Annotated in this window: 24 protein-coding genes, 2 tRNA genes, 1 other RNA gene and 1 other annotated feature; of the genes, 2 read left to right on the top strand and 25 right to left on the bottom strand. The window is 46.4% G+C overall.

Annotated elements, in window-relative coordinates:
* Nucleotides 1–311: 311 nt before the first annotated feature.
* The 14 genes from AA84_RS0116690 to AA84_RS0116630 form a co-directional block, all read right to left on the bottom strand.
* The gene (locus AA84_RS0116690; protein ID WP_028978162.1) at nt 312–581 is read right to left on the bottom strand and encodes a pro-sigmaK processing inhibitor BofA family protein; all 270 of its coding nucleotides are present in this window, start codon (nt 579–581) and stop codon (nt 312–314) included.
* 94 nt (nt 582–675) lie between these two features.
* A complete protein-coding gene (locus AA84_RS0116685; protein WP_028978161.1) occupies nt 676–894 on the bottom strand; it encodes a YaaL family protein in 219 nt (72 codons plus the stop codon).
* A gap of 48 nt (nt 895–942) precedes the next feature.
* Nucleotides 943–1539: a recombination mediator RecR gene (gene recR / locus AA84_RS0116680; RefSeq protein ID WP_028978160.1), complete on the bottom strand. Its 597-nt coding sequence runs from the start codon at nt 1537–1539 to the stop codon at nt 943–945.
* Nucleotides 1540–1644: 105 nt separating this feature from the next.
* Nucleotides 1645–1959 (bottom strand): YbaB/EbfC family nucleoid-associated protein, encoded by a 315-nt coding sequence (locus tag AA84_RS0116675; protein WP_037564059.1) that lies wholly within the window; start codon nt 1957–1959, stop codon nt 1645–1647.
* Nucleotides 1960–1979: 20 nt separating this feature from the next.
* Nucleotides 1980–3689: a DNA polymerase III subunit gamma/tau gene (dnaX, locus tag AA84_RS0116670; protein ID WP_028978158.1), complete on the bottom strand. Its 1710-nt coding sequence runs from the start codon at nt 3687–3689 to the stop codon at nt 1980–1982.
* A 162-nt stretch (nt 3690–3851) separates the two neighbouring features.
* An RNA gene (gene ffs / locus AA84_RS18780) (signal recognition particle sRNA large type) lies at nt 3852–4118 on the bottom strand.
* 20 nt (nt 4119–4138) lie between these two features.
* Nucleotides 4139–4231 (bottom strand) — tRNA-Ser (locus AA84_RS0116665).
* Between the two features lie 61 nt (nt 4232–4292).
* Complete coding sequence (tadA, locus tag AA84_RS0116660) at nt 4293–4781, bottom strand: tRNA adenosine(34) deaminase TadA (protein WP_028978157.1); 489 nt, start codon at nt 4779–4781, stop codon at nt 4293–4295.
* A 106-nt stretch (nt 4782–4887) separates the two neighbouring features.
* Nucleotides 4888–6159, bottom strand: a complete 1272-nt coding sequence (gene uraA, locus AA84_RS0116655) for a uracil permease (protein ID WP_028978156.1) — start codon at nt 6157–6159, stop codon at nt 4888–4890.
* Between the two features lie 143 nt (nt 6160–6302).
* Nucleotides 6303–6941 carry a Bax inhibitor-1/YccA family protein gene (locus AA84_RS0116650; protein ID WP_028978155.1) on the bottom strand — a complete coding sequence of 213 codons (639 nt, stop codon included), beginning with the start codon at nt 6939–6941 and terminating at the stop codon, nt 6303–6305.
* A 191-nt stretch (nt 6942–7132) separates the two neighbouring features.
* On the bottom strand, nt 7133–7279 hold the full coding sequence (locus AA84_RS18775; protein WP_010027754.1) for a YpzG family protein: 147 nt from the start codon (nt 7277–7279) through the stop codon (nt 7133–7135).
* A 3-nt stretch (nt 7280–7282) separates the two neighbouring features.
* A complete protein-coding gene (sspK, locus tag AA84_RS18770) occupies nt 7283–7456 on the bottom strand; it encodes a small acid-soluble spore protein K (RefSeq protein ID WP_160168745.1) in 174 nt (57 codons plus the stop codon).
* A 92-nt stretch (nt 7457–7548) separates the two neighbouring features.
* A complete protein-coding gene (gene clpP, locus AA84_RS0116635) occupies nt 7549–8136 on the bottom strand; it encodes an ATP-dependent Clp endopeptidase proteolytic subunit ClpP (RefSeq protein WP_028978154.1) in 588 nt (195 codons plus the stop codon).
* Between the two features lie 36 nt (nt 8137–8172).
* Entirely contained in the window at nt 8173–8850 is a 678-nt protein-coding gene (locus AA84_RS0116630; RefSeq protein WP_028978153.1) for an RNA polymerase sigma factor, read from the bottom strand.
* Nucleotides 8851–9199: 349 nt separating this feature from the next.
* Here AA84_RS0116630 and AA84_RS0116625 point away from each other — a divergent pair, with 349 nt between their 5' ends.
* The gene (locus tag AA84_RS0116625) at nt 9200–9643 is read left to right on the top strand and encodes a hypothetical protein (protein WP_028978152.1); all 444 of its coding nucleotides are present in this window, start codon (nt 9200–9202) and stop codon (nt 9641–9643) included.
* 101 nt (nt 9644–9744) lie between these two features.
* Here the strand turns inward: AA84_RS0116625 and AA84_RS0116620 are convergent, their stop codons facing one another.
* The 4 genes from AA84_RS0116620 to cspD all read right to left on the bottom strand — a co-directional run bounded on the left by AA84_RS0116620 (nt 9745) and on the right by cspD (nt 13035).
* Nucleotides 9745–10893, bottom strand: a complete 1149-nt coding sequence (locus AA84_RS0116620) for a glycerate kinase (protein WP_028978151.1) — start codon at nt 10891–10893, stop codon at nt 9745–9747.
* 13 nt (nt 10894–10906) lie between these two features.
* Nucleotides 10907–12193 (bottom strand): GntP family permease, encoded by a 1287-nt coding sequence (locus AA84_RS0116615; RefSeq protein WP_028978150.1) that lies wholly within the window; start codon nt 12191–12193, stop codon nt 10907–10909.
* Between the two features lie 428 nt (nt 12194–12621).
* A tRNA-Arg gene (locus tag AA84_RS0116610) sits at nt 12622–12694 on the bottom strand.
* Nucleotides 12695–12834: 140 nt separating this feature from the next.
* Nucleotides 12835–13035, bottom strand: a complete 201-nt coding sequence (gene cspD / locus AA84_RS0116605; RefSeq protein WP_010024001.1) for a cold-shock protein CspD — start codon at nt 13033–13035, stop codon at nt 12835–12837.
* A gap of 446 nt (nt 13036–13481) precedes the next feature.
* On the opposite strand from cspD, the gene AA84_RS0116600 reads away from it, so the two are divergent.
* Nucleotides 13482–14138 (top strand): deoxynucleoside kinase, encoded by a 657-nt coding sequence (locus AA84_RS0116600; protein ID WP_028978149.1) that lies wholly within the window; start codon nt 13482–13484, stop codon nt 14136–14138.
* Between the two features lie 249 nt (nt 14139–14387).
* On the opposite strand, the gene AA84_RS19150 is transcribed toward AA84_RS0116600, so the two are convergent.
* The 7 genes from AA84_RS19150 to AA84_RS18175 form a co-directional block, all read right to left on the bottom strand.
* Nucleotides 14388–14537: a hypothetical protein gene (locus tag AA84_RS19150; protein WP_156031414.1), complete on the bottom strand. Its 150-nt coding sequence runs from the start codon at nt 14535–14537 to the stop codon at nt 14388–14390.
* A 28-nt stretch (nt 14538–14565) separates the two neighbouring features.
* Nucleotides 14566–15852, bottom strand: a complete 1287-nt coding sequence (gene serS / locus AA84_RS0116590) for a serine--tRNA ligase (protein ID WP_028978148.1) — start codon at nt 15850–15852, stop codon at nt 14566–14568.
* A gap of 45 nt (nt 15853–15897) precedes the next feature.
* Nucleotides 15898–16123, bottom strand: a binding site (T-box leader).
* Between the two features lie 50 nt (nt 16124–16173).
* Nucleotides 16174–16749, bottom strand: a complete 576-nt coding sequence (gene pdxT, locus AA84_RS0116585; protein WP_028978147.1) for a pyridoxal 5'-phosphate synthase glutaminase subunit PdxT — start codon at nt 16747–16749, stop codon at nt 16174–16176.
* Nucleotides 16750–16759: 10 nt separating this feature from the next.
* On the bottom strand, nt 16760–17644 hold the full coding sequence (gene pdxS / locus AA84_RS0116580; RefSeq protein ID WP_028978146.1) for a pyridoxal 5'-phosphate synthase lyase subunit PdxS: 885 nt from the start codon (nt 17642–17644) through the stop codon (nt 16760–16762).
* 345 nt (nt 17645–17989) lie between these two features.
* The gene (locus AA84_RS0116575) at nt 17990–19339 is read right to left on the bottom strand and encodes a serine hydrolase (RefSeq protein WP_028978145.1); all 1350 of its coding nucleotides are present in this window, start codon (nt 19337–19339) and stop codon (nt 17990–17992) included.
* Nucleotides 19340–19484: 145 nt separating this feature from the next.
* Entirely contained in the window at nt 19485–20951 is a 1467-nt protein-coding gene (gene guaB, locus AA84_RS0116570) for an IMP dehydrogenase (RefSeq protein ID WP_028978144.1), read from the bottom strand.
* 265 nt (nt 20952–21216) lie between these two features.
* Nucleotides 21217–22299 carry an HD-GYP domain-containing protein gene (locus AA84_RS18175; RefSeq protein WP_051578105.1) on the bottom strand — a complete coding sequence of 361 codons (1083 nt, stop codon included), beginning with the start codon at nt 22297–22299 and terminating at the stop codon, nt 21217–21219.
* Nucleotides 22300–22322 lie beyond the last annotated feature (23 nt).

Below are 22322 nucleotides of genomic sequence, written 5' to 3'. Positions count from 1 at the left end.
ATTATGATCCATAGCAAATTGAATTGATTATGGGGTTTAAAAACCCTTTATTCACGCTTGGCTTTTGTTTAGTTTTCAAGGAACATTCTTCGCTGCGTTGTTCCCAACAGCAACTTTTAAATAATAACATGTTTCCGAAGGGAAGTCAACAACTTTTTTTCGTTTCATTCGTCCGCTGTAATTCAGCGACAAGAAATATACTAACATGGATTCACTTCCGAGTCAATATATTTTTTTATCCTCCGATGAGCGGCAAGAAACATCTTATCATCTGCATGCAGCAGCGTCAAGCACTTATTTAAAGATTCTGCTCAAACACCTATTGAGAACTTTATGATCATTAATGCCGCAAGCCCCGGAAGCCCTAAGAAGCCACTTACCGCAGCTGTTGCAAGGTTGATCGGAATATGCATGCTAAACGATTCGCCGATAACATTCAGCAAAAAGAGAAGCAGTGCACCGACAACAAGCCGAACCGCCAACTTGCCTATCCAGCGCATCGGGTGAGCTGATGTCCCTGCAACAATCATGATTAAAAATACCACAAGGATGCCGATAACTAAAAAAAGATAGTGACTCAAAAGACATGCCTCCCACCTAATAATATCGAAAACTGCCGTTGTCCTACAGTTATTCCATATATATAGGATATGAAAGCATGTCCCATTTAGAACTTTATTTGTCTATAAGCGACTTTCGCTCACGAAATTCTTTTAAAAGATAGAAATATTTCGCTTCTGCAAGTTTCAACTGATGTAGCACTTCGTCTGAAGGATCAATACTAGCATCAATAATCTTTTTCTTAGTCATCCACTCATCACTGCATTGATGAAGCAAATTCAAAAATGATTGGTCCAGCTCTTTGCGCAATGTGCCTTTTTTTCTGCCAAACATGGCACCATCTCCAATAATCTCGCTTCTTCACCTGTGAAATGCTTACTGTCAGAGTTCTCTGCGTCCTTCAAGCGCTTTAGAAAGCGTCACTTCATCCGCGTACTCTAAATCACCGCCTACTGGAAGGCCGTGTGCAATGCGCGAGGTTTTGACACCAATTGGTTTGACGAGTCGAGAGATATACATTGCTGTTGCCTCGCCCTCAACCGTTGGATTGGTTGCAAGAATAATTTCTTTTACTTGTTCATCTTCAAGCCGTCGAATCAGTTCAGCGACCTTAATGTCTTCCGGGCCGATGCCGTCCATGGGCGAGATCACGCCGTGCAGTACATGGTAGACCCCATGATAGTCGCGCATCTTCTCCAGTGCTACGACATCTTTTGGATCCTGCACAACGCAAATGATCGAATGGTCACGAGAAGAATCATCACAGACAGAACACGGATCATGGTCGCTAATATTCTGGCATTCCGAACAGTAGACCAGTTTACGCTTCACATCAACAAGCGAACGCGCAAAATCCATCACATCATCTTCATTCATGTCTACCGCAAAAAACGCTAGTCGTACTGCTGTTTTTGGACCGATCCCCGGTAATTTCATAAAACTGTCGACTAATCTCGCAATCGGTTCAGGATATTGCATTCCTGGTCTTCCTTTCGCTCTAGTAAATCTTCATATAAAGGAACGGACCGCGCATTTCTTGACAGAAATCGCCGTCCCCATCGATATTCCATTCATAATCTCAATTTAGAATCCCGGCAAGTTCATCCCTTGAGTAAACTTGCCAAGTCTTTTGGCAGCTAGTTCATCTGCGTGGGTCAGCGCATCGTTCACGGCTGCAACGATCAAATCCTGAAGCATATCCACGTCATCAGGGTCAACCGCTTCGGGCTGAATCGCGACATCAACAATTTGCTTCTGTCCACTTGCTTTTACAGTAACTACTCCGCCGCCTGCTGTTCCCTCAACAATTTCTTCTTTCAATTTATCTTGCGCTTCTGCCATTTGCTTTTGCATTTTTTGTACTTGACGCATCATGTTATTCATATTTCCGCGCATCATACGAATCGCCTCCACGGTTTTTAATCTTTTATATCGAGCAAATCAGGACCGACAAGCTTTTTTGCCTCAGCAATCATCGGGTCTTCTTCTTTCTTCTCACCATCGCTGTCCTCGTCTTGATTTGATTTCGAACGTTCAATATACGCCTTTTTCAACTTTTTCCAAGCATCCTCTGGAATCGGATACATCACTTTTTGCTTGTGCGTGACATCCTGTACAATCGATTGAACAAGTCCTAGGAGATTATTTTTATTTTCCATAACCATCTGGCAGTGAAAGTCATACTTGAATGCCTGAACAAACCCTTGTGCGGAGCTGGCTACCGGCTGACTCTCAAGCATCCACGCATGAGCCGCCACATTTTCTGATCGGATTTTCGCCATAACCTTCGCCCAAGCTGAGCGCAGCTCAATCAGATCTTCTTTGGTTGCATCCTCAAGCACACGATTAATATGTGCGGTCGGGATGCGCAGCCCGCTGTTGCGACGCGGCGCGCGTGCGCGTTTCGTCTCCTGTTGCACAGGCTGTTGCGTCACCCCCGGTTGAGGCGTGGAAGACATGAGTTTTACCTGGCGTTCAAGGGCGTCCACGCGTTTCGCCAATTCATTTGACCCAGCACCGGCCTCTATGTTGGTGGCTTGCACTTCAGACTGCTCACATAGATGAACAATCGCCATTTCCAACAAAATCCGCGGATGGTTGGTCCGCTTCATGTCCAGAAAAGCACGGTTTAATTGGTTAATGACTTGAAAAATAGTTCCCAAGGCAATGGTATCGGCCTGCTTACGGAACGCATCATCAACACGCGGACGCGACAGCAGCTCTTCAAGCTGCGGCGACGTTTGGTAGAGCAAAAGATCACGGTAATAATAGATCATTTGTTCCATCAAGCGCAGCGGATCTTTGCCTTGATCGAGCAGTGCGCCGATTTTGCCGACTGCTGCAGCGGCATTGTTTTCCGTCAGTAATTCGATCAATTCGCGAATCATCTGATCGGCGACCATGCCGGTCACATCAAGAACATCTTGAATGGTTATCGCCGCTTCGCTGTAGGCAGCCGTCTGATCAAGCACGCTGAGCGCATCGCGCATCCCGCCTTCGCTTGCCTTGGCAATCAGCTGCAGCGCCTCATCTTCTGCCTCAAGATGCTGGTCCTGAACAACAAAGCGGAGCCGTTGAAAGATTTCCGATGAGGGAATGCGACGAAAATCAAACTGCTGACAGCGTGAAATGATCGTCAGCGGTATTTTTTGAGGTTCGGTCGTCGCAAGAATAAATACGGCATGCTCCGGCGGCTCCTCAAGTGTTTTCAACAGGGCGTTAAACGCACCTGTAGACAGCATATGCACTTCGTCAATGATATAAACTTTATACCGTACTTCACTCGGCGCATACTTCACTTTGTCGCGAATGTCGCGAATTTCATCGACGCCATTATTTGAGGCCGCGTCGATTTCAATCACATCGGCAATGCTGCCGGCCGTGATGCCGCGACAGGCTGCACATTCGTTACATGGCTCTGACGTTGGTGCCTGTTCACAGTTAATCGCTTTTGCAAAAATTTTCGCGGCACTCGTTTTTCCTGTTCCTCGTGGTCCGGTGAATAGATATGCATGGGAAAATTGCTGTTTGGTCAGCGCGTTCTGTAGAGTCTGAGCGATATGCTGCTGGCCGGCCAGATCATGAAAGGTCTGGGGCCGGTAGACTCGGTACAGCGCTTGATAAGCCATCTTCCTCCCCCTCTCACCGAATGCACTCGGCTTTAATTAACAGATACACGTTCATTATACCGATAACTGAGCGTGAAGGAAACTGCAGTACACATCTTTCTCTATAAAAACAAGAGCCGCCGAAGCTCTGCTTCGACAGCTCTTGCTGCATTATTTTTAACGCCGTGCACCTTTCGTCGATCAAGACACCATGAGCGTTTCTCAAGTCGCCGACTCGGCCCAGGCAGCCCCGCGGCACACGAAAGGTCTCACTTACTGCTGCTTCCTTCCGGACCTGACAGGGTTCATGAGTTTCCGTTGCGCGGGACCCAGACGTCAACACCACGTGCTTGAGGCTGCCTCACAGTATCGAGACCTCGTGAAAGGAATTCAACCTCGCTACAGCGGATTGCGAGTTACAGGGCACCGCTACCTCCCCATCTAGCACGGCTGATTGGATAACAAATTAATGGCGGAGGCGAGAGGATTTGAACCCCCGCGGCGCCGAACGACGCCCTAACTGATTTCGAGTCAGTCCCCTTCAGCCACTTGGGTACGCCTCCACAGCCAAATGCGGTAACGCAGAATAGTTTACCACAGACTAACGGACAAGTGCAAGTAAAATCATGTATTGTCCAGTTTACGCGTCTTCTTCTTTCTCTCCCTCAGTTTTCGAAAAAAAACACTGAGCATTGCACCACACCGTTCGCTGAGCACACCCGTTTCAACTTCGGCGCGGTGATTGAAGCGCTCTTCCTGAACCAAATTCATTAATGTACCCGCACAGCCGGCCTTGGGATCCGACGCTCCGTAGACCAGCCGATCAATCCGTGACAGAACAATGGCACCGGCACACATCGGACACGGCTCCAGCGTCACGTACAGCGTGCATCCGGACAGGCGCCATGTGCCCAGCCTGCGGCTCGCTTCTTCAATCGCCATCAACTCGGCATGTGCGGTTGGTTCCTGAAGCAGCTCGCGCTTATTATAACATGCTGCTAGGACTGCGCCGTCCTTAACAATCACTGCCCCAATTGGCACCTCGCCAATCGCTTCTGCTTTTCTTGCCTCCACAATCGCTAAAGTCATAAACCGTTCATCCACGGTGCACATGGCCATTCCTCCTGTCTGATCAGCAGTATACCGAATGTCATCGATGAATACAAATAGAAAAAAGACGCCCCATCCAAAGAGAGCGTCTGATCCATCCAATCTTCAGTTATTCTTCATCATTTGACAGATGCAGCTTGTTGATCAGTGCAAAGAACAAGCTGAGCAGCACGCCGACAAGCGTGGCCAGACCCATACCGTTTAGCGGCACTTTGCCAATATTAATCGTCACACCACTTAAGCCAGCTGCAAAAATTACCGTTGCCAAGATAATGTTCTGTGCCTTAGCGAAATCCACCTTTTTCTCAACAAGAATACGGAACCCGTTTGAAGCAATGACTCCGTAAAGAATCAGCGAAATACCGCCGATCACTGCTGGTGGAATCGACGTGATCAGTGCCGAGAGCTTGCCGACGAAGGAAAGAACAATCGCAATCACTGCCGCTCCGCCGATCACCCAAGTCGAATAGATTTTTGTTATTGCCAAGACACCAATGTTTTCACCATAGGTTGTATTCGGTGTTGATCCAACAAATCCGGAAATTACGGTCGAAATCCCGTTACCAAACATCGAACGATCAAGACCGGGATCCTTAATCAAATCTTTACCAACAATGTTGCCTGTAACCATTAAGTGTCCAATATGTTCCACGATAACAACGAGTGCCGCCGGAAGAATAATCAGCATGCTGGCGGTATCAAACGTTGGTGCATAGAAATGGGGCAACGACAGCCAATCTGCATCCGTCACCGGCTCGAAATCGAGAATGCCCGCCGCCCAAGCAATTAAATAGCCGGCAGCAATGCCGATCAAGATCGGAATGATCTTCAAGAATCCACGTAAGAGCACCCAGCCGAGAATCGTGATGAGAATCGTCAGCAGCGAAACAAGCACCGTTTTCGGATCCATCGTCCAATTGGCAGCTCCAGCCGGAGCAATCAGACCGGCGCTCTGTGCTGCCGTTGGAATCAGCTGTAACCCGATGATGGCCACAATGGAACCCATTGTAACCGGAGGAAAAACAACATCAATCCATTTTGTGCCTACAAGATGAATAATCAGCGACACAATCATAAAAACCACCCCGACAGCAATAAAACCGCCAAGCGCTGCCTGATAACCATGCGTGCCGATGACAGCAAGGACCGGTGAAATAAACGCAAAACTTGAGCCAAGATAAGCCGGAATCTTTCCGCGGCAAATGGCTAGATAGAGCAGTGTGCCAATTCCGTTCATGAGCAGAATCGTCGCCGGATCTACCTGGAAAATAAGCGGAACCAGTACCGTTGACCCGAACATTGCAAATAAGTGCTGAAAACTTAAAGGAATACTTTCAATTAAAGGAAGCTTTTCGTCTGTTTGAACAATACGACTCGCCACTCAAATTCCCTCCGTATTATGTATAATTTTGTCTAACCTTCTAAGTATACCGAAGCCTTGTGGCCTTTAAAAGATTAAGTTCAAAAAATTTTTTGCAACAAAAAAAGAAGACGTCGGAACGCCTTCCTGATTTTATCGTATCCTTAGTTCTTTGATCCGATTCCAATAAACTGCAGAATGTAGAGAAACAAGTTGACGAAATCCAAATAAATCGAGACAACGATCATTGGAATATCCTCATTACCGAATCCGTGCACCGTCAGTCGGCTGAAGTCGAACAGCGTATAACCGACGAAAATGAGAATGCCCAGTCCGGAATAGATCTGCGCCGTCATGCTGGAAACCGGGACAAACACACTGAACAATTGCAAAACAAGCAGCGCAATGAGTCCGATAAACAAGAAGCTACCCAAGAACGAAAAGTCACGTTTGCTGATCATTGCATAAATGGCGATCGCACCGAACGAAACAGTCGTCACCGCAAATGCCTGCAGAACAAGTCCGGCACCAAGCAAATTCACGTAAGTGCTAATCGCTGTGTACAAGGTAATCCCCGAAACAAACATAAATCCGTACATCAGCATGTAGCCGACCGCCTTGCGCTTGCGGACAAACATCATCATGAAAATCATGCCAATTTCCAGAATCCAAAGCGGGAGACGCACTGCATCCGGCACATATTGTCCCAAATAAAGGCCTACCGTTGTCGCCAAGAGTCCGGAAAAGAAAGCTGCGAACAATTTCGAATACGGTTTGCTGACCGCACCAGTCGTAAATTCCATTACTGTCATCCTCCTTAAATGCTTGTCATATACATACGTTTTTCTATTTATAAAAGTTTCCGTGTCCCATTCACTCTATGCATAATAAAAGGCTTACATTAATTATACCCCGAAAAATTTTAAAAGCAAAAAAGAGAAAAAGCGATTCCGCAAAAAAGGAACCGCTCTTCTCACCTTTTGATTTTTTGGTTTTACTTTTGATGACGTCGTGCATTGATCTCAAGAATCTTTCCTGATTGCGTTCGCTGCGTTTCGCCGTTTACTTGACTAGGCGAATGTTTGGCATGGGACATGCCGTAACGTTTGATCATTTCATCGGTTCTGCCCGGTTCTTTCACCTGTCATCCCTCCGTATGATCGCCATTCTGATGCCTGTCATGTGCAGAAAACATCCACTCGCCGGGGCGGGTATTGATGCTGCCGTCCGCACGCTTCGATGCATGGGACGGATCCGCCGACGGAAACAGGTCTTCTTCATTCTGCACACTGTAACGTGTACCCGGCTTATCAACCAACGTCAAAACCTCCTTTTCAAAAGGTGGTCTTATTATGTGTGCCTACGCTTTTTCTATCCAAAAAATCAGCAGCTTTTTTCGCGACATTCCGATTACAATTTTTCGATGATTTTATCGACGAGTCCGTATTCTTTGGCTTGCTCTGCAGTCAAGAAGTTGTCGCGATCCGTATCTTTAACAACCTGTTCATACGACTGACCGGTCGTCTCAGCAATAATCGTGTTCAGCTTCTTCTTCGTTTTCAAAATGTGTTTAGCGCTGATTTCAATATCACTGGCTTGACCTTGAGCGCCGCCGAGCGGCTGGTGAATCATCACTTCGCCGTTTGGAAGCGAAAGCCGTTTGCCCTTGGCTCCGGAAGTCAGAATAATCGAAGCCATCGATGCAGCCATACCCACACAAATTGTTTGGATATCGGGTTTGATGAAGTTCATTGTATCCAGAATCGCAAAACCCGCTGACACAGAACCACCCGGGCTGTTGATATAAATCGAAATATCCTTTTCTGAGTCTTCAGAGGCTAGGAAAAGCAGTTGCGCAACGATGCTGTTGGCCACTTCGTCATTAATTTCCGAACCGAGAAAAATAACACGATCCTTTAGTAAGCGCGAGTAAATATCATAGGAACGTTCCCCGCGATTGGATTGTTCGATGACATAGGGAATAAAAAAAGATGACACAGTACTTCCTCCTTATCGTTCGTTTCACCACGTCGTTTAAGCAGCTAGTTGACAGGTTATGCCGCGACTGCCACATGATGAATACGTCTTTGACTGAAGCCGATCATTCTGAAAGAGAGTCAGCAGCCGTTCCGGATCACCGCTTTGAAAGGCAGTCAGCCAGCGCGCTAAATCCCGATCGCTCAACATTCTTCCCGAAACGAATTCGCGCTGCGCCGAAGTAAGGCGTTTTTTTGCCCGGTGAAGAATCACGCGAACATTACCTGCGGTTATGCCGCAGCGTTTGCCAATGGCTGCAGCGGAAAGTCCCCAGCCCTCATGCATTAAGTATACCAGTATTTGGTTCCGATTTAACTTTTCAAGGATGATTTTCATGGCCGCAGACAAACGCTCATTTGCTTGCGGTACATCCGTACGTGCAGCCATGTCGTCAAAGGACTCCTGGACAAATTCAGGCAACCGCATTTTGCGATAATCATCAATCCATGCGTTGGAAATAATCCGATACAGATAAGCCTTAGTCATCGGTCGCGAAGGATTCGCTTGCCACGCCTTAAAGCTTTTGATCAGTGCGTGTTGGAGCAAGTCGTCACCGTCCCACACATTCCCTGCCAGCCGCCTGCATTGCCGGCGCATCATCGACAGATACGGACTGAACTGTTCCGTAAAAGCATCATCCTTTGATTGCTTCCATTGTTCGAATGGATGATTCATTGACCGCCGCCTCCTCTCTACCTGTTTAAACGAAAATCATCATCGATTTGTTACACCACTGCCTAAAAATTCGCGGTGACTATCGATAATTCCTTTCTTTCTAAGCTCACCATAACAAACAGCCGTACAGTATTCCAGCTAAACACGTTTGAAAAACCGTGACGAATCTTCAGACACAGTCAACGCAATAAGCCTCGTTCGTTGTTCGTTTATTGATGCATTACAACTTTTGCACATAAAAAAATGCTATAGACGATATAGATAAATCGTGTCGATTTCGTGTAGATTGTTTGTCTAATTTGTGATAATCTTTGTGCCAATGAAACTACAAAGAGTGAGGCATTCGTTCATGACAAAACGTACAGGGGTAAACAAACACACAAGAAATACCTTAATGACTGCAGCAATACTTGTACTTGCAACGCTTTCAGTTTACAGTTTTTTTATTTTTATCCAGAGCAATCAAAGTATTGAAAAGCGACAAGCCGTTGCGTCCTATTCCTTTCGCAGTAACCGATCAGTTTTGCTGCATTTGGAAAACAGTTATGCCATTCGGGTAGACCTGACCGCTACACCGCTCAATTTAAAAGTAGGGACGAAAAATACATTGCGGCGTATCCCTGGTAATATTTCCAGATACAGTTCATCCATCGGGCACTCCGGCTATATGCTCACATTAACACCCGATGCATACCAAGCGTTCAAAGAAGACTTCGTGAATACGTATGGTTCGATCAGCGTTTTGCAGCCAAACAAAAAGCACCATGCTGAATTGGTTTATGTGTCAATTTAAAGGTGAAATATAAAAAAGAAGGCGCCTCAGAAGTCCATTTTTTGACTTCGAGACGCCTTCTTTTTGAGCTAAAAACAGAACCTAGCGCAGGTTCCTGCCGATCAGAGTGTCCGCATCTTTTTAATCAGTCGGCCGATGTTTTCACTTGTACGCGCGACCGCTGATGGACCACATTGAAGCGCTTCGGCAAGCCCCATACTGCCTGACACGATACCGAAAATTGCAGTAAATCCCTGATCATACAATTCCTCAATCCTTTTGCCGACATGACCTGCTAGGGCGATGACTGGCTTATCGTGCTTTGCCGCAACGCTTGCGACCCCATAAGGCGTTTTTCCAAATTGCGTTTGATAATCGATGCTTCCTTCTCCGGTAAATACATAATCTGCTTCTGCCACGTATTTTTCCAAACGCGTATAGTTGATGACCAGGTCAATGCCCGCAGCAATCGACGCGTGCGTGAAGGCAAGCAAGCCCGCACCGAGTCCACCTGCTGCTCCGCTACCCGGAATAGCGACAACATTGCGATGCGCATCCCGCTTGATGAGTGCCGCATAATGCGCAAGATTTGCATCGAGCTTTTTCAAAACCTCCGGCGTACCACCTTTCTGTTTGCCGAAGACATGAGAGGCGCCTTGTCGACCGCAGAGCGGATTTTTTACATCGGACGCAATTTCGATCGTCAACTGCTCCAATCTCGAATCCATTCCCGACGTATCAATACGCGCTAATTGGTCTAGTGCACCCCCTCCGCGCGGAAGTTCGTTGCCCTCATGATCCAGTAATTTAACGCCAAGTGCCTGCGCCATTCCGGCACCGCCATCATTGGTGGCGCTCCCGCCCAAGCCAATAATAATATGCTTGGCGCCATGGTCCAGACAGGCAAGGATCAGTTCCCCTGTTCCATATGTTGTGGTCACTTGAGGATCTCTGTCCTCCGGTGCCACCAGCTGAATTCCACTTGCACTTGACATCTCAATTACTGCCGTATCCGGTTGGTCTCCTAAAATGCCGAATGACGCTTGTACCTGGTTTCCTAAGGGACCGGTAAAGCTCTTGCGGATGATCTGACCACCAGTCGCATCAACTAGAGACTGCATGGTTCCTTCTCCGCCATCGGCCATCGGAACATGAACATAACGCGCATTCGGATAAACATGTCTCAACCCTTTTTCCATCGCCGTACAGACTTCTTTTGCCGTCATACTTTCTTTAAAAGAATCCGGTGCTAATACAAATGTTGGTTTCATCGCGTTCACCCCTTTACAAGATAATACCGTAAATAATCGTTGAGACAACAACCATCGTCAACCCAACAAGCGCTTCGTATGGAACAAGCGTCAGCCGTTCCTTAATACGCATCCCCATTGAAGCACGTGTCACATGGAAATAATTGCCCTGAGGCAGCTGATCAATGGTCACCGCTCCTGCCTGCATCATCACAGCGGCACCAACAGGCGAAACACCAAAACTGAGAATTGAATGCGCAAATGATTGAGTAGCAATTATTACGCCTGTCGACGTTGAGGCAACAGCCGCCCCCATCAAGATTCCGGAAAGCGGAGAGAGCAGCATGCCGGGAATTCCGAAAAATTTCACAGCACTTACGATTTCTGTACTGAGATTCGATGCAGCAACCAAACCTGCCAGTGCACCTGCACCAATCAGAATCATAACCACGCCCGTCATTTTTTCAACACCTGAGGAAATATACGTCATCATGTGCTTCGTTTTGCCCATTGCAATCAACCCGATAATACTGGCAACCGGCAAAATATACATTGCGTCAAACTGAAAACTCTTTAAAAAAGCGACATGAAAAATATCGCCAATCGGATTCAGCATCAAGACAACAATTGCCACGAGCGGCGCAACAACGGCTTGTCCAAAACTTGGCAACCGATTATCCGAATCTGCCGACTTTTTTGAAGGAAGGGCTACCGCTTTTGCACCACGGTGCTTAATCAGCGAAGCGATAACTACTGACGCAATCAAACCAAAAATTGCAGGAATAAAGCCATGAATCATGACTTGGGATAATTCAACATGAAATCCCTTAGCAGCCATAATGGTATTGGCATTGGGCGAGATAATATTGCCCGCCTTGCCCCCACCACTCAATGCGAGAAGCAGGCTCAACTTAGTGAATCCCAATTTTTCTCCGACCGCCAGAGCAATCGGTGCAACAATAATAACAGCAACCGGGATAAATACACCAACTGCCGTAATAATCATCGTTGCAAGTGCCAATGAAAATAAAGCCATACGATCACTGAAACGAGCGACAATCGTCCGCGCAATCTGCTCTGCAGCACCCGTTTCCATCATTACACCGGCGAGCACCCCGGCGGCAAGGACTCTTACAATCGTTCCCGTGACACTCGCCGTTCCTTCAACGACGAGATTAACCGTTTGCGTCAGATCTGCCCCGCCAATGAGCGCACCGATAACCGCTCCTGCCATTAAGGCATAAACCGGATTAAGATGCTTCAGTATTAATACAATAGCCAAAATTAATCCAATCACAGCCCCTAACCAGCTAACAACCATGAATAACCCAACTTTCCAATGAATGATTTAAATAAACATCACTACTATAACACAGTGAAAATCTGTATTATAACAGTTATTCATTTAAATGTTACTATTCTGGAACACTTTAATCAGCAGCGTACCAACGCACTAAACCGAATCATCAATATGATTGCTTGAAATTATTTGAACATCCCTATGCTTTTCGTATAATCTGTTATTGTTCGCTTTCGTACGCCCTCAGCCGCTTGAGCATTAATGAATTTTTGATAGGCTTCATCTAATGTGTAACGTTCTTTATCCCATGCGTTCCCTTATCTGAACCAAAAAAATCCCTTCTTTCTTGATTAATGAATCAAGAAAGAAGGGATTAATAGGATATTCGTTCTGATTGTTGGTATTTTATTCTTAGCAAAGTTGCTAAAAACCTTGTTATATCAACATGATGGCCCTGGCAGGAATCGAACCTGCGACGCACGGTTTAGGAAACCGACGCTCTATCCACTGAGCTACAGAGCCAAATCTCGCACCACGTTTGGCGACACTGTGTATTATACAAAAAAAGAAGAGCTTTGAACAGTGCTAGACGTTAGAAGACAAATAAAAAGCAGCCCTTGTTTAGAGAGGACTGCTTCCACATTATCGGTCATGGCCGAAGATCAAAGTTTTACAACGTTTGCAGCTTGAGGTCCACGGTTACCTTCAACAATGTCGAAGCTAACTTCTTGACCTTCTTCAAGCGTTTTGAAACCTTCGCCTTCGATTGCAGAATAGTGTACGAATACGTCATTTCCGCCTTCAACTTCAATGAATCCGTAGCCTTTTTCTGCATTGAACCATTTTACTTTACCGTTTTGCATGTGTAACTGCCTCCCTAAAACGTTGCGCTGCCCGCGCGTGAACTAAAACCATTTACCAATTAACAAAAACGTAAAATATAAAAACAGACCTTTCCAGAAGTAAAAACTACTACACTTCAAGGAAGGGTCTTCATTCTTACATCTGATCTTATATTAAGTAGTAAAATGGTTTATTACAATATAGCACAATCACCATTTAGTGTCAATAAAATATCCTTTTTGTAAACGGATACTTCCTTGGTCTAACAACATTCTTGTGTCAAGTCTTCCGATCATGGTTCCGGCTTCCATGCGATGATTATTTTCGACAATATTCAACTTTTTTATACAATCATTGCATGCATGATTCGTACTTTTTCACTTTTTTTTGCGCTTTTTAGGTGATACACTTAATGAATTGTATCCATGTTCTTATCTTAAATTGCTTTTATGAAAGGACGTCTTACATGGTCGAATCTGCTCCAACAAATAAACTGATTTCTGTCGCTGGTATGGTTGGCATCGGCAAAACAACCTTTGCCGATGCGATGGCACACCGGCTTGGCTACCGCACCTCATTTGAAAAAGTGGATGGAAATCCATATCTTGATTTATTTTATAAAGATTTTAATCGTTGGGCCTTCCATCTTCAGATCTTTTTCCTTGGTGAACGTTTCAAGGAAACAAAGCGCATTTCGGCCAGTCCAGATAATTTCATTCAAGACCGTTCGATTTATGAAGATACCGGGATTTTCGCAAAGATGCATTATGAAAAAGGAACGATGTCCGAGGCCGATTACCGTACTTATACAAGCCTTTTTGAGGCGATGGTTATGACGCCGTATTTTCGCCGCCCAGACCTGCTTATTTACCTCCACGGTTCACTAGATGCGACCGTAAATCGTATTTGCAGGCGCGGTCGCGGCCTTGAAAAAGAAACCCCGCACAGCTACTGGCAAGAAATGTATCAACGCTATGAACAATGGATCAGCGATTTCTCCATCTGCCCGGTGCTGAAATTGGATATCGATGATTACGATTTAGTGAATGATCCGGATACAGGTGATGCGCTCGCTGCCTTGATTCAGGACCGATTAAAAGAAAATGTACGCTGCGGCAGCTAAAGAGAGACGAGGCTGTCCCAAAAGGGTGTTAAATTTATATTGCGCTCCGATTGCTCGCATCAACTGAGCGCGACCGCGGGCGATCCAGGAGCCTCCTCGGCTGATCCTGTAAATCCTGCAGGATCTCCTCCGGCTTGCGATCAACGGGAACGCTCCACAGGAGTCTCGCATCTTCGCGCTTAATCCCAAAGTAGACATTTTTAAGGGTGTCTCAAAAGTCAATTGACTTTTGAGACACCCTCGTCATTTTTATTGGTCCTTTTGTTTTTTATCCGCTTGATCATCCTGTTTTTTTTCTTTTTCAGGTGCTTTCGGATCCTTTGGGTCCAGCGAAATCCCCAAGTCGTCGATCATTTTGGTTAATCGGGCATCATTATTTACTTTTTGATGAAAGGGCACCACGGGCACCTCCTAAACTTTGATCGGATTATTCCTTTGGCGCGATCTTCTCAACATTTTTCATATATGGACGCAGTGCTTCCGGGATAACTACCGTACCGTCTTCCTGTTGGTAATTTTCCAAAATAGCAGCAACCGTTCGCCCGACAGCAAGCCCCGAACCATTCAGCGTATGCACGAATTCCGGCTTTGCTTTCGGCGTGCGCCTAAAGCGAATATTCGCCCTGCGTGCTTGGAAATCTTCAAAATTACTACAAGAAGAAATTTCACGATACGTGTTTTGGCTTGGAATCCAAACTTCAAGGTCGTATTTCTTTGCAGCTGTAAAGCCAAGGTCTCCGGTGCATATGGACACCACACGGTAAGGAAGGTTGAGTAGACGCAGCACTTCTTCCGCATGACCGGTCAACTTTTCCAGTTCGTTATAAGAATCCTCAGGCTTCACGAAACGAACCAGCTCTACCTTATTAAATTGGTGTTGGCGGATGATGCCGCGTGTGTCGCGTCCGGCAGAACCTGCTTCAGAACGGAAACAAGCACTGTATGCAGCAAATGCTCTCGGAAGATCCTCACCATTCAACATCTCATCACGATAATAGTTTGTCACCGGTACCTCTGCCGTAGGAATCAGGAAATAGTCGCGATCATCGGCAATTTTAAACGCATCTTCTTCAAACTTAGGAAGCTGTCCGGTTCCGGTCATGCTCGTCCGGTTAACCATATACGGCGGCATAATCAATTCATAGCCATGATGATCTTCGTGCAGATCGAGCATGAAGCTGATCAGTGCACGTTCCAAACGAACGCCTAAGCCCTTATAGAAAACAAAGCGGCTTCCGGTAACCTTTGCAGCCCGTTCAAAATCGAGTATACCCAAATTGGTCGCAAGATCCCAATGTGGTTTCGGTTCATAATCGAACGGTCTCGGTTCACCCCAAAAGCGGGTCGGTTTGTTATCGTCTTCACTCGCACCAACCGGCACTGTTTCATGTGGAACATTTGGAATTGACAGCATGACTTGTTTCAGTTCATCTTCAATTTTACCCAGCTTGCTGTCCATTTCTTTAATGCTGGCACTTACCTCGCGCATTGACACAATCAGATCCGACGCATCTTCCTTTGCACGCTTCTTCGCTGCGACCTGTGCGGATACTTCATTACGTTTTGCTTTCAACACTTCCGTACGACTGATCAGATCACGTCGCTTGTTATCTAATTCCGGAAAACGTTCAAAGTCACTCAGGTCTTCACCACGCTTATTTAACTTTACTTTGATTTCATCATAATGGTCTCGCAATCGTTTCATGTCGAGCATCGTTCTCTGCCTCCTAAAAATAGAAAATCTCGTCCCCTTCCAATCATAAGGGACGAGATTATAAACCCGCGTTGCCACCCAAATTGCCAGCAGCTTACCTTGCGCTGCTGCTGACCGCTTTAGTCATTGATAACGAAATGATCCGTGTGATCAGCTTAATGCCGATCCAGCTCTCAGGGATGGATTTGCCGTCGTTTCTTCACCGCTTCCCACCAAGCACGGCTCTCTTCACAAGAAGACAAAGGCTACTTTTTCCCATCATTAAGCACAGTAGATTGACTTATTTAAAATCTACACTACTGATTCTAAAAAAGCAAGCGGTTAACGGGATTCATTCACCATTTGGACAAAATAACGATGCATCGCCGGATCACTGGTTAATTCCGGGTGGAACGCACAGCAAAGGAAACGCTCTTGTCTGCACGCAACAATGTGGCCCTCATAAGTTGCCAGCACATCCACATTAGCTGCAGCACTCTTAATATAGGGCGCCCGGATAAAAACGCCGGTATAATGGTCACTGATTCCTTTAATAGCCAAGTCTGCTTCAAAGCTCTCTACCTGGCGGCCAAAGGCATTCCGTTTCACATCAATATCCAGTAAGCTGAGATGCGGGCCTTTTCTTCCTTCAATTTGTTTCGCCATTAAGATCAGTCCTGCACAGGTGCCGAACACTGGTTTTTCAGCTGCAAATTGCTTGACCGCTTCAAAAAGGCCATAACGATCCATCATTCGTCGCATCATTGTACTTTCGCCGCCCGGAAGCACCAGCCCGTCCAATCCCTCAAGATCGCCAATATTCTTCACTAAAGAAACCTGCGATCCGGAATTTTCCAGCGCATGGACATGTTCACTGACCGCACCTTGGAGGGCCAGTACGCCTATTCTCGTTGCCATTTCGCTCACCTCAAATGCCGCGATCCTGCATGCGTTCGGCAGGTTCGAGATTGCTCATATCGATCCCTTTCATCGGTGTGCCTAATCCCTTTGAAAGTTCAACAATCCGCTCATAATCTTGGTAGTATGTGGTTGCTTCAACAATTGAGCGGGCAAATTTTGCCGGATTCTCTGATTTGAAAATTCCGGAACCAACGAAGACGCCGTCTGCACCCAGTTCCATCATCAACGCTGCATCAGCAGGCGTTGCAACGCCCCCGGCAGCAAAGTTGACGACCGGAAGACGACCGGATTCTTTAATTTGTAAAAGAATTTCATAAGGCGCGCCGAGTTCTTTGGCAAAGACCATGACTTCATCCTTTTCCATCGACACCACTTTACGCACCTGGCTATTTACGAGACGCATGTGGCGGACCGCTTCGACAATATTTCCCGTTCCTGGTTCGCCTTTTGTCCGCAGCATTGCAGCACCTTCGCCGATTCGACGCGCGGCTTCTCCCAGATCACGGCATCCACACACAAAAGGCACGGTAAATGCCTTTTTATCAATGTGGAAAACATCATCGGCAGGCGTCAACACTTCACTTTCATCAATGTAGTCTACCTTCATCGCCTCGAGTACACGCGCTTCAACAATATGTCCGATTCTCGCTTTCGCCATAACCGGAATGGACACTGCATTCTGAACTTCCTCAACAATCGTTGGGTCGGCCATACGTGCAACGCCGCCTGCCTTGCGTATATCGGATGGGACGCGTTCCAAAGCCATGACAGCCGTTGCGCCTGCTTCCTCCGCAATTTTCGCTTGTTCTGCGTTGACGACATCCATAATCACGCCGCCTTTTTGCATTTCTGCCATTCCGCGTTTGACACGATCTGTACCTTTCTGTACCATCATAACCCCTCCAATGAGCTTCTCTAGAATCTACCAAACTACCTATAGTGTACAATAAAACCCAGTAAATAAATACGCATAATATATGTTTGGATGATTTTTCTTTTTTTCTTTCTCATTTAGCTTTACTTATGAGAAACTAGGCTACGCCTAGTCCCTTGCCAGCGATCCGATCCGGGCACTACAGCTGTTCGCTGGCGTCTCGCAACCTCCACTTTGATTCTCGGTCAAGACACGGATCTATTGGCTTGAAGTCGGGGCAAAATTACATACCTTCTTTTTCTGTAAAAAAAAGTCGAGCTCTGCGCCCGACTTTTCATCAGAAAACGATCTGTTGAATTCGCATTAGAAGAGGCCTGCAATCCATGAGAAGATGGAAGCAAAGAACGCTCCGATTCCTTTAATCATACGGACAAACCAGTTATTTCGCTCGATTTGTTCAGCGGCGATGACCGGAACCTTATTATTGGACTGATAAATGTATCCGTAGTGACTGCCGCTCTTCGGGGTGACCTCAGCATAGCCGACGGTTTCGCCCTTTTTCACCGGTGCTTCCAAGTTTCCATCCTTGTTCAGCTTCGAACGATCAAGCACGACCTTGTAGGTTACCGCTGAGGAGTCACCGTTTAGAACGGCTGCTTTATACGTTTTACCAAAAGCAAGCGGGGCGCGATCTTGTTTTCCGTCATGTACAGCAACCGACTTCTGTGCTCCCTTAATCCGCTGATTTTTCTTGGCAAGTGTTTTCTCAGTGAACTGGTTATACCCATAATCAAAAAGGGCGCGTGTCTGTTCAAAGCGCTGTGGATCGGAAGGCGTCCCCATGACAACGCTAATCAATCGATGACCATTTCGATTGACTGTACCGGTAAAGCAGTAGCCGGCAAGATCGGTATGTCCGGTTTTTAATCCATCGACACCTGCATAAGTAAACTTGGCCATGTTGGCGCCGAAACCTGGCAGCATGTAGTTCCAGTTTACCATTTGAATTGGCGAGTCAACACCGGCAGTAAATTGTTTCAACGGGATCTTGGAGATTTCCAATGCATCCGGATAATCTTTTATAATATGGTAGGCCAATTTCGCAAGATCTTTGGCAGAAAGTTGATTGCTCGCATCTTTGCCGCCATAGGGAGCATCTGAACCGAGATCGACGTTTTCGAGACCTGAACTGTTAATATATTCAGCACTTTGCATTCCGAATTTTTTTGCTGTTTTATTCATTAAATCAACAAAATGTTTCTCTGTTCCGCCGACTTTTTCCGCCAATGCAATCGTTGCACCGTTTGCTGAATAAATCGCCATCGCTTCGTACAGTTCGCGAACCGTATATTGATGGTCCTTTTTCAGTGGGACATTGGAAAACGCTCGATTTTGAGAGATCTTATACGTGTAGTCACTGATCGACACCGGCGTATCCCAAGTCAGTTTTTTCGAGTGGAGTGCCTGCATCACAAGGTATTCGGTCATCATTTTGGTCATGCTGGCCGGAGGATACACGTGATCTGCATCTTTCTCATACAAAATTTGTCCGCTGTTAAAATCAACTAAGATTGCCGATTTCGCTTTCACACCTAGCGGATCTGATGCTGCTTCTGCCTTAGAAGCAAATGGTATCTGAAAGGCAAGCGTTAATCCGAGAATTAACGCCAGGCTTACCGCCGCAAAACGGCTGAGCTTGTTACTGAACTTCAACCCCTACACCCCCGAAAAATTCGTGCGTGATTCACTTTGCGCGCACATAGAAAAGCGAGGCGATCCTTGACTTTGCCGCCCGCGACTTTTCCAAAGACATTATTTATTTATTCATTCATCAAACCGTATGCAGCGGGTTGATCATTTATTTAATCGAATAATTCGGTGCTTCTTTTGTAATCTGTATGTCGTGCGGATGACTTTCAATCAAACCGGCATTCGTAATTCTTGTGAATCGTGCTTGTTCACGCAGCGCTTGTACAGTCGGTGCACCACAATACCCCATACCGGAACGCAATCCGCCAATGAGCTGATAAATCGTATCGGCCAATTTTCCCTTGTACGGTACACGTCCTTCAATACCTTCTGGAACAAGTTTCTTTGCGTTTTCCTGGAAATAGCGGTCCTTGCTTCCATGTTCCATCGCGCTGACCGAGCCCATGCCGCGATACACTTTGAACTGACGTCCTTGATAAATTTCTTTTTCACCTGGGGTTTCGTCAACACCGGCAAGCAGTGAACCAAGCATTACGGCACTTCCGCCTGCAGCCAGAGCTTTCACAACATCACCGGAATACTTAATTCCGCCATCGGCAATGATTGCAACACCATGTTTATCCGCTTCATTTGCACATTCATAAACCGCAGTCACTTGCGGTACGCCGACGCCGGCAACCACACGCGTTGTACAAATTGATCCTGGTCCAATGCCCACCTTAACGACATCAACACCGGCGTCAATCAGTGCTTTTGTTCCTTCAGCTGTAGCCACGTTTCCTGCAATTAAGCTGACCTTCGGGAACTTTTTGCGAATAGCGTTAACTTTTTGCAAGACGCCTTTCGAATGACCGTGTGCGGTATCAATAACAATCGCATCTGCACCAGAATCCACGAGTTTTTCGACACGGAGCATGGCATCGGCAGTTACGCCAACGGCTGCTGCAACCAGCAAACGACCTTTTTCGTCTTTCGCCGAATTAGGGAATTCAACGACTTTTTCAATATCTTTTGTCGTGATCAACCCTTTAAGCACACCTTGCTCATCAACAAGCGGCAGCTTTTCAATACGGTTTTCATTCAAAATGACTTCTGCTTGTTTTAAGCTTGTCCCGACCGGTGCCGTAACCAAATTTTCTTTGGTCATCATATCGCCGATTCGAAGCGAATAGTCTTTAACAAAGCGCATATCGCGGTTGGTCAGGATGCCGACTAAATGGCGTTCGTCTGTGTTGTCCACAATCGGAACACCGGAAATACGATATTTATTCATCAAGTGCTCTGCGTCAAAAATCTGATTGTCCGGGGTTAAGAAGAATGGATTGGTGATGACGCCGCTTTCCGAACGTTTCACTTTATCCACCTGATCCGCCTGTTCTTCAATGGACATATTCTTATGAATAACGCCCATACCGCCTTGTCTCGCCATTGCAATAGCCATTTGCGACTCAGTGACCGTATCCATTCCTGCGCTGATAATCGGAATCTTCAAGTTCAGGGTGCGTGTCAGTGACGTTTGAACGGAAACATCACGCGGCAGCACGTCCGAAGCAGCTGGAATCAGCAAAACATCATCAAAAGTAAGTCCCTCTCTTGTAAACTTATCTTCTCTCATCACTGTTTGATTACCCCCATGGATTGGTTGACTTCTTTCCGAAAATTTTATTGATAGCTTATCAAGTGCATTTACGACTGTCAAGAATACGGAATGATGTTGTATTTTTCTAATAATGATGCGCCTTCACTAAAAATGGAGTGGCATCGCTAGCCATGAAGTGGGCGCATCGGTTTATTCATTATAAACCCTCTTTGTCAAAGGAACGTCTGCTTCTTTTTTCCAATGCTCTTACTTTAGAAAAAAGACGGCCTAGCGCCTCCCATTATTCCAAACGTTTGATGGTGACAGGGCCGTCCGGTTCAAAGACAAGAACATGCTGATCGCTGCATCGAATGAGCGGGCGTGTCGGATCCTTCACGGGAATAAACGTAATCTCACCCGATCGACCATCGGAAAGCTGAAGCTTCATTCCGACAAGCAGATCCATCAATGCATAGCATAATTGATCCAAATAGTGCCGGGAGAACCAGCCGTAGGAAGACCTTTGAAAATGGTCTAATGCCGTGATGAACCGTTCGGGGGAGACGGTCTCGAACTGTGACTGAAAATGCGCGCATAAAGCGAGTATTTTCCCGTTTGGCGAAAGCTGCGTACTCTTCAAGTGAAGCGGATAACCGCTCCCGTCTTCCCGCTCGTGATGCTGAATGACCGCGACCAAAGTTTCCTGCTTTAGAGTCGCCATTCCCTTCAGCATTTTGTAACTGTCTATAACATGTCGCTTGTACAGCACCAAGTCATGCTCAGATAATCGTTCCTGCTTTAAAAGTGACGGAGACAGTTTGGCCAGACCGCAGTCGCAAAGCATACCGGCAAGACCGAGCTGGACGCAGTCGCCCTCTGCAAAACGAAGCTTTTGCGCGAAAAAGGCCGTGATCAGTCCAAGTTGGACACTTCGCTCCGCAATACTGGTTTTGCGCACCCGCTGAAGCAAAAGATTCCTCAAGGACGCCGGTCTCGCTAATAGATGATTCATCAACGGAAGCATCGCTGTACGAAAATCACCAATCGACACACGCCCACCTGACTGCCACTGTTGAAAAAACTGCTGATCGTCTTTTACGGACTGTCTGTATTTGAGCACAAAGGGACTTATTTTTTTTCGTGGCGTTCCCTGTGCAGCGACAGGGCCCTGTTCCCTATGGCTCTTTTCACTCTTTCCGGTCGATGCTGTGCGCGCCTTATTCACGCGATTCACATCAACCGTTTCAATCAGAAATGCCTTAAGAAACGCCAGATGCATCGCATCAAGCATCGTACCCGCCTTCATCAGCGGCTTGGTTGATTTTGCGTATACATCTTTGCCCAATACACAGCCCGGCTTCAGTTCCGCAGTCTTTACGATCACGCCGTCTCACCCCATCGCCAAGT

The organism is Sporolactobacillus terrae DSM 11697, from assembly GCF_000648615.1.
Taxonomy (GTDB): domain Bacteria; phylum Bacillota; class Bacilli; order Bacillales; family Sporolactobacillaceae; genus Sporolactobacillus; species Sporolactobacillus terrae.
The sequence above is the reverse complement of the archived record's forward strand: the minus strand, read 5'-3'. Positions and strand labels throughout refer to the sequence as shown.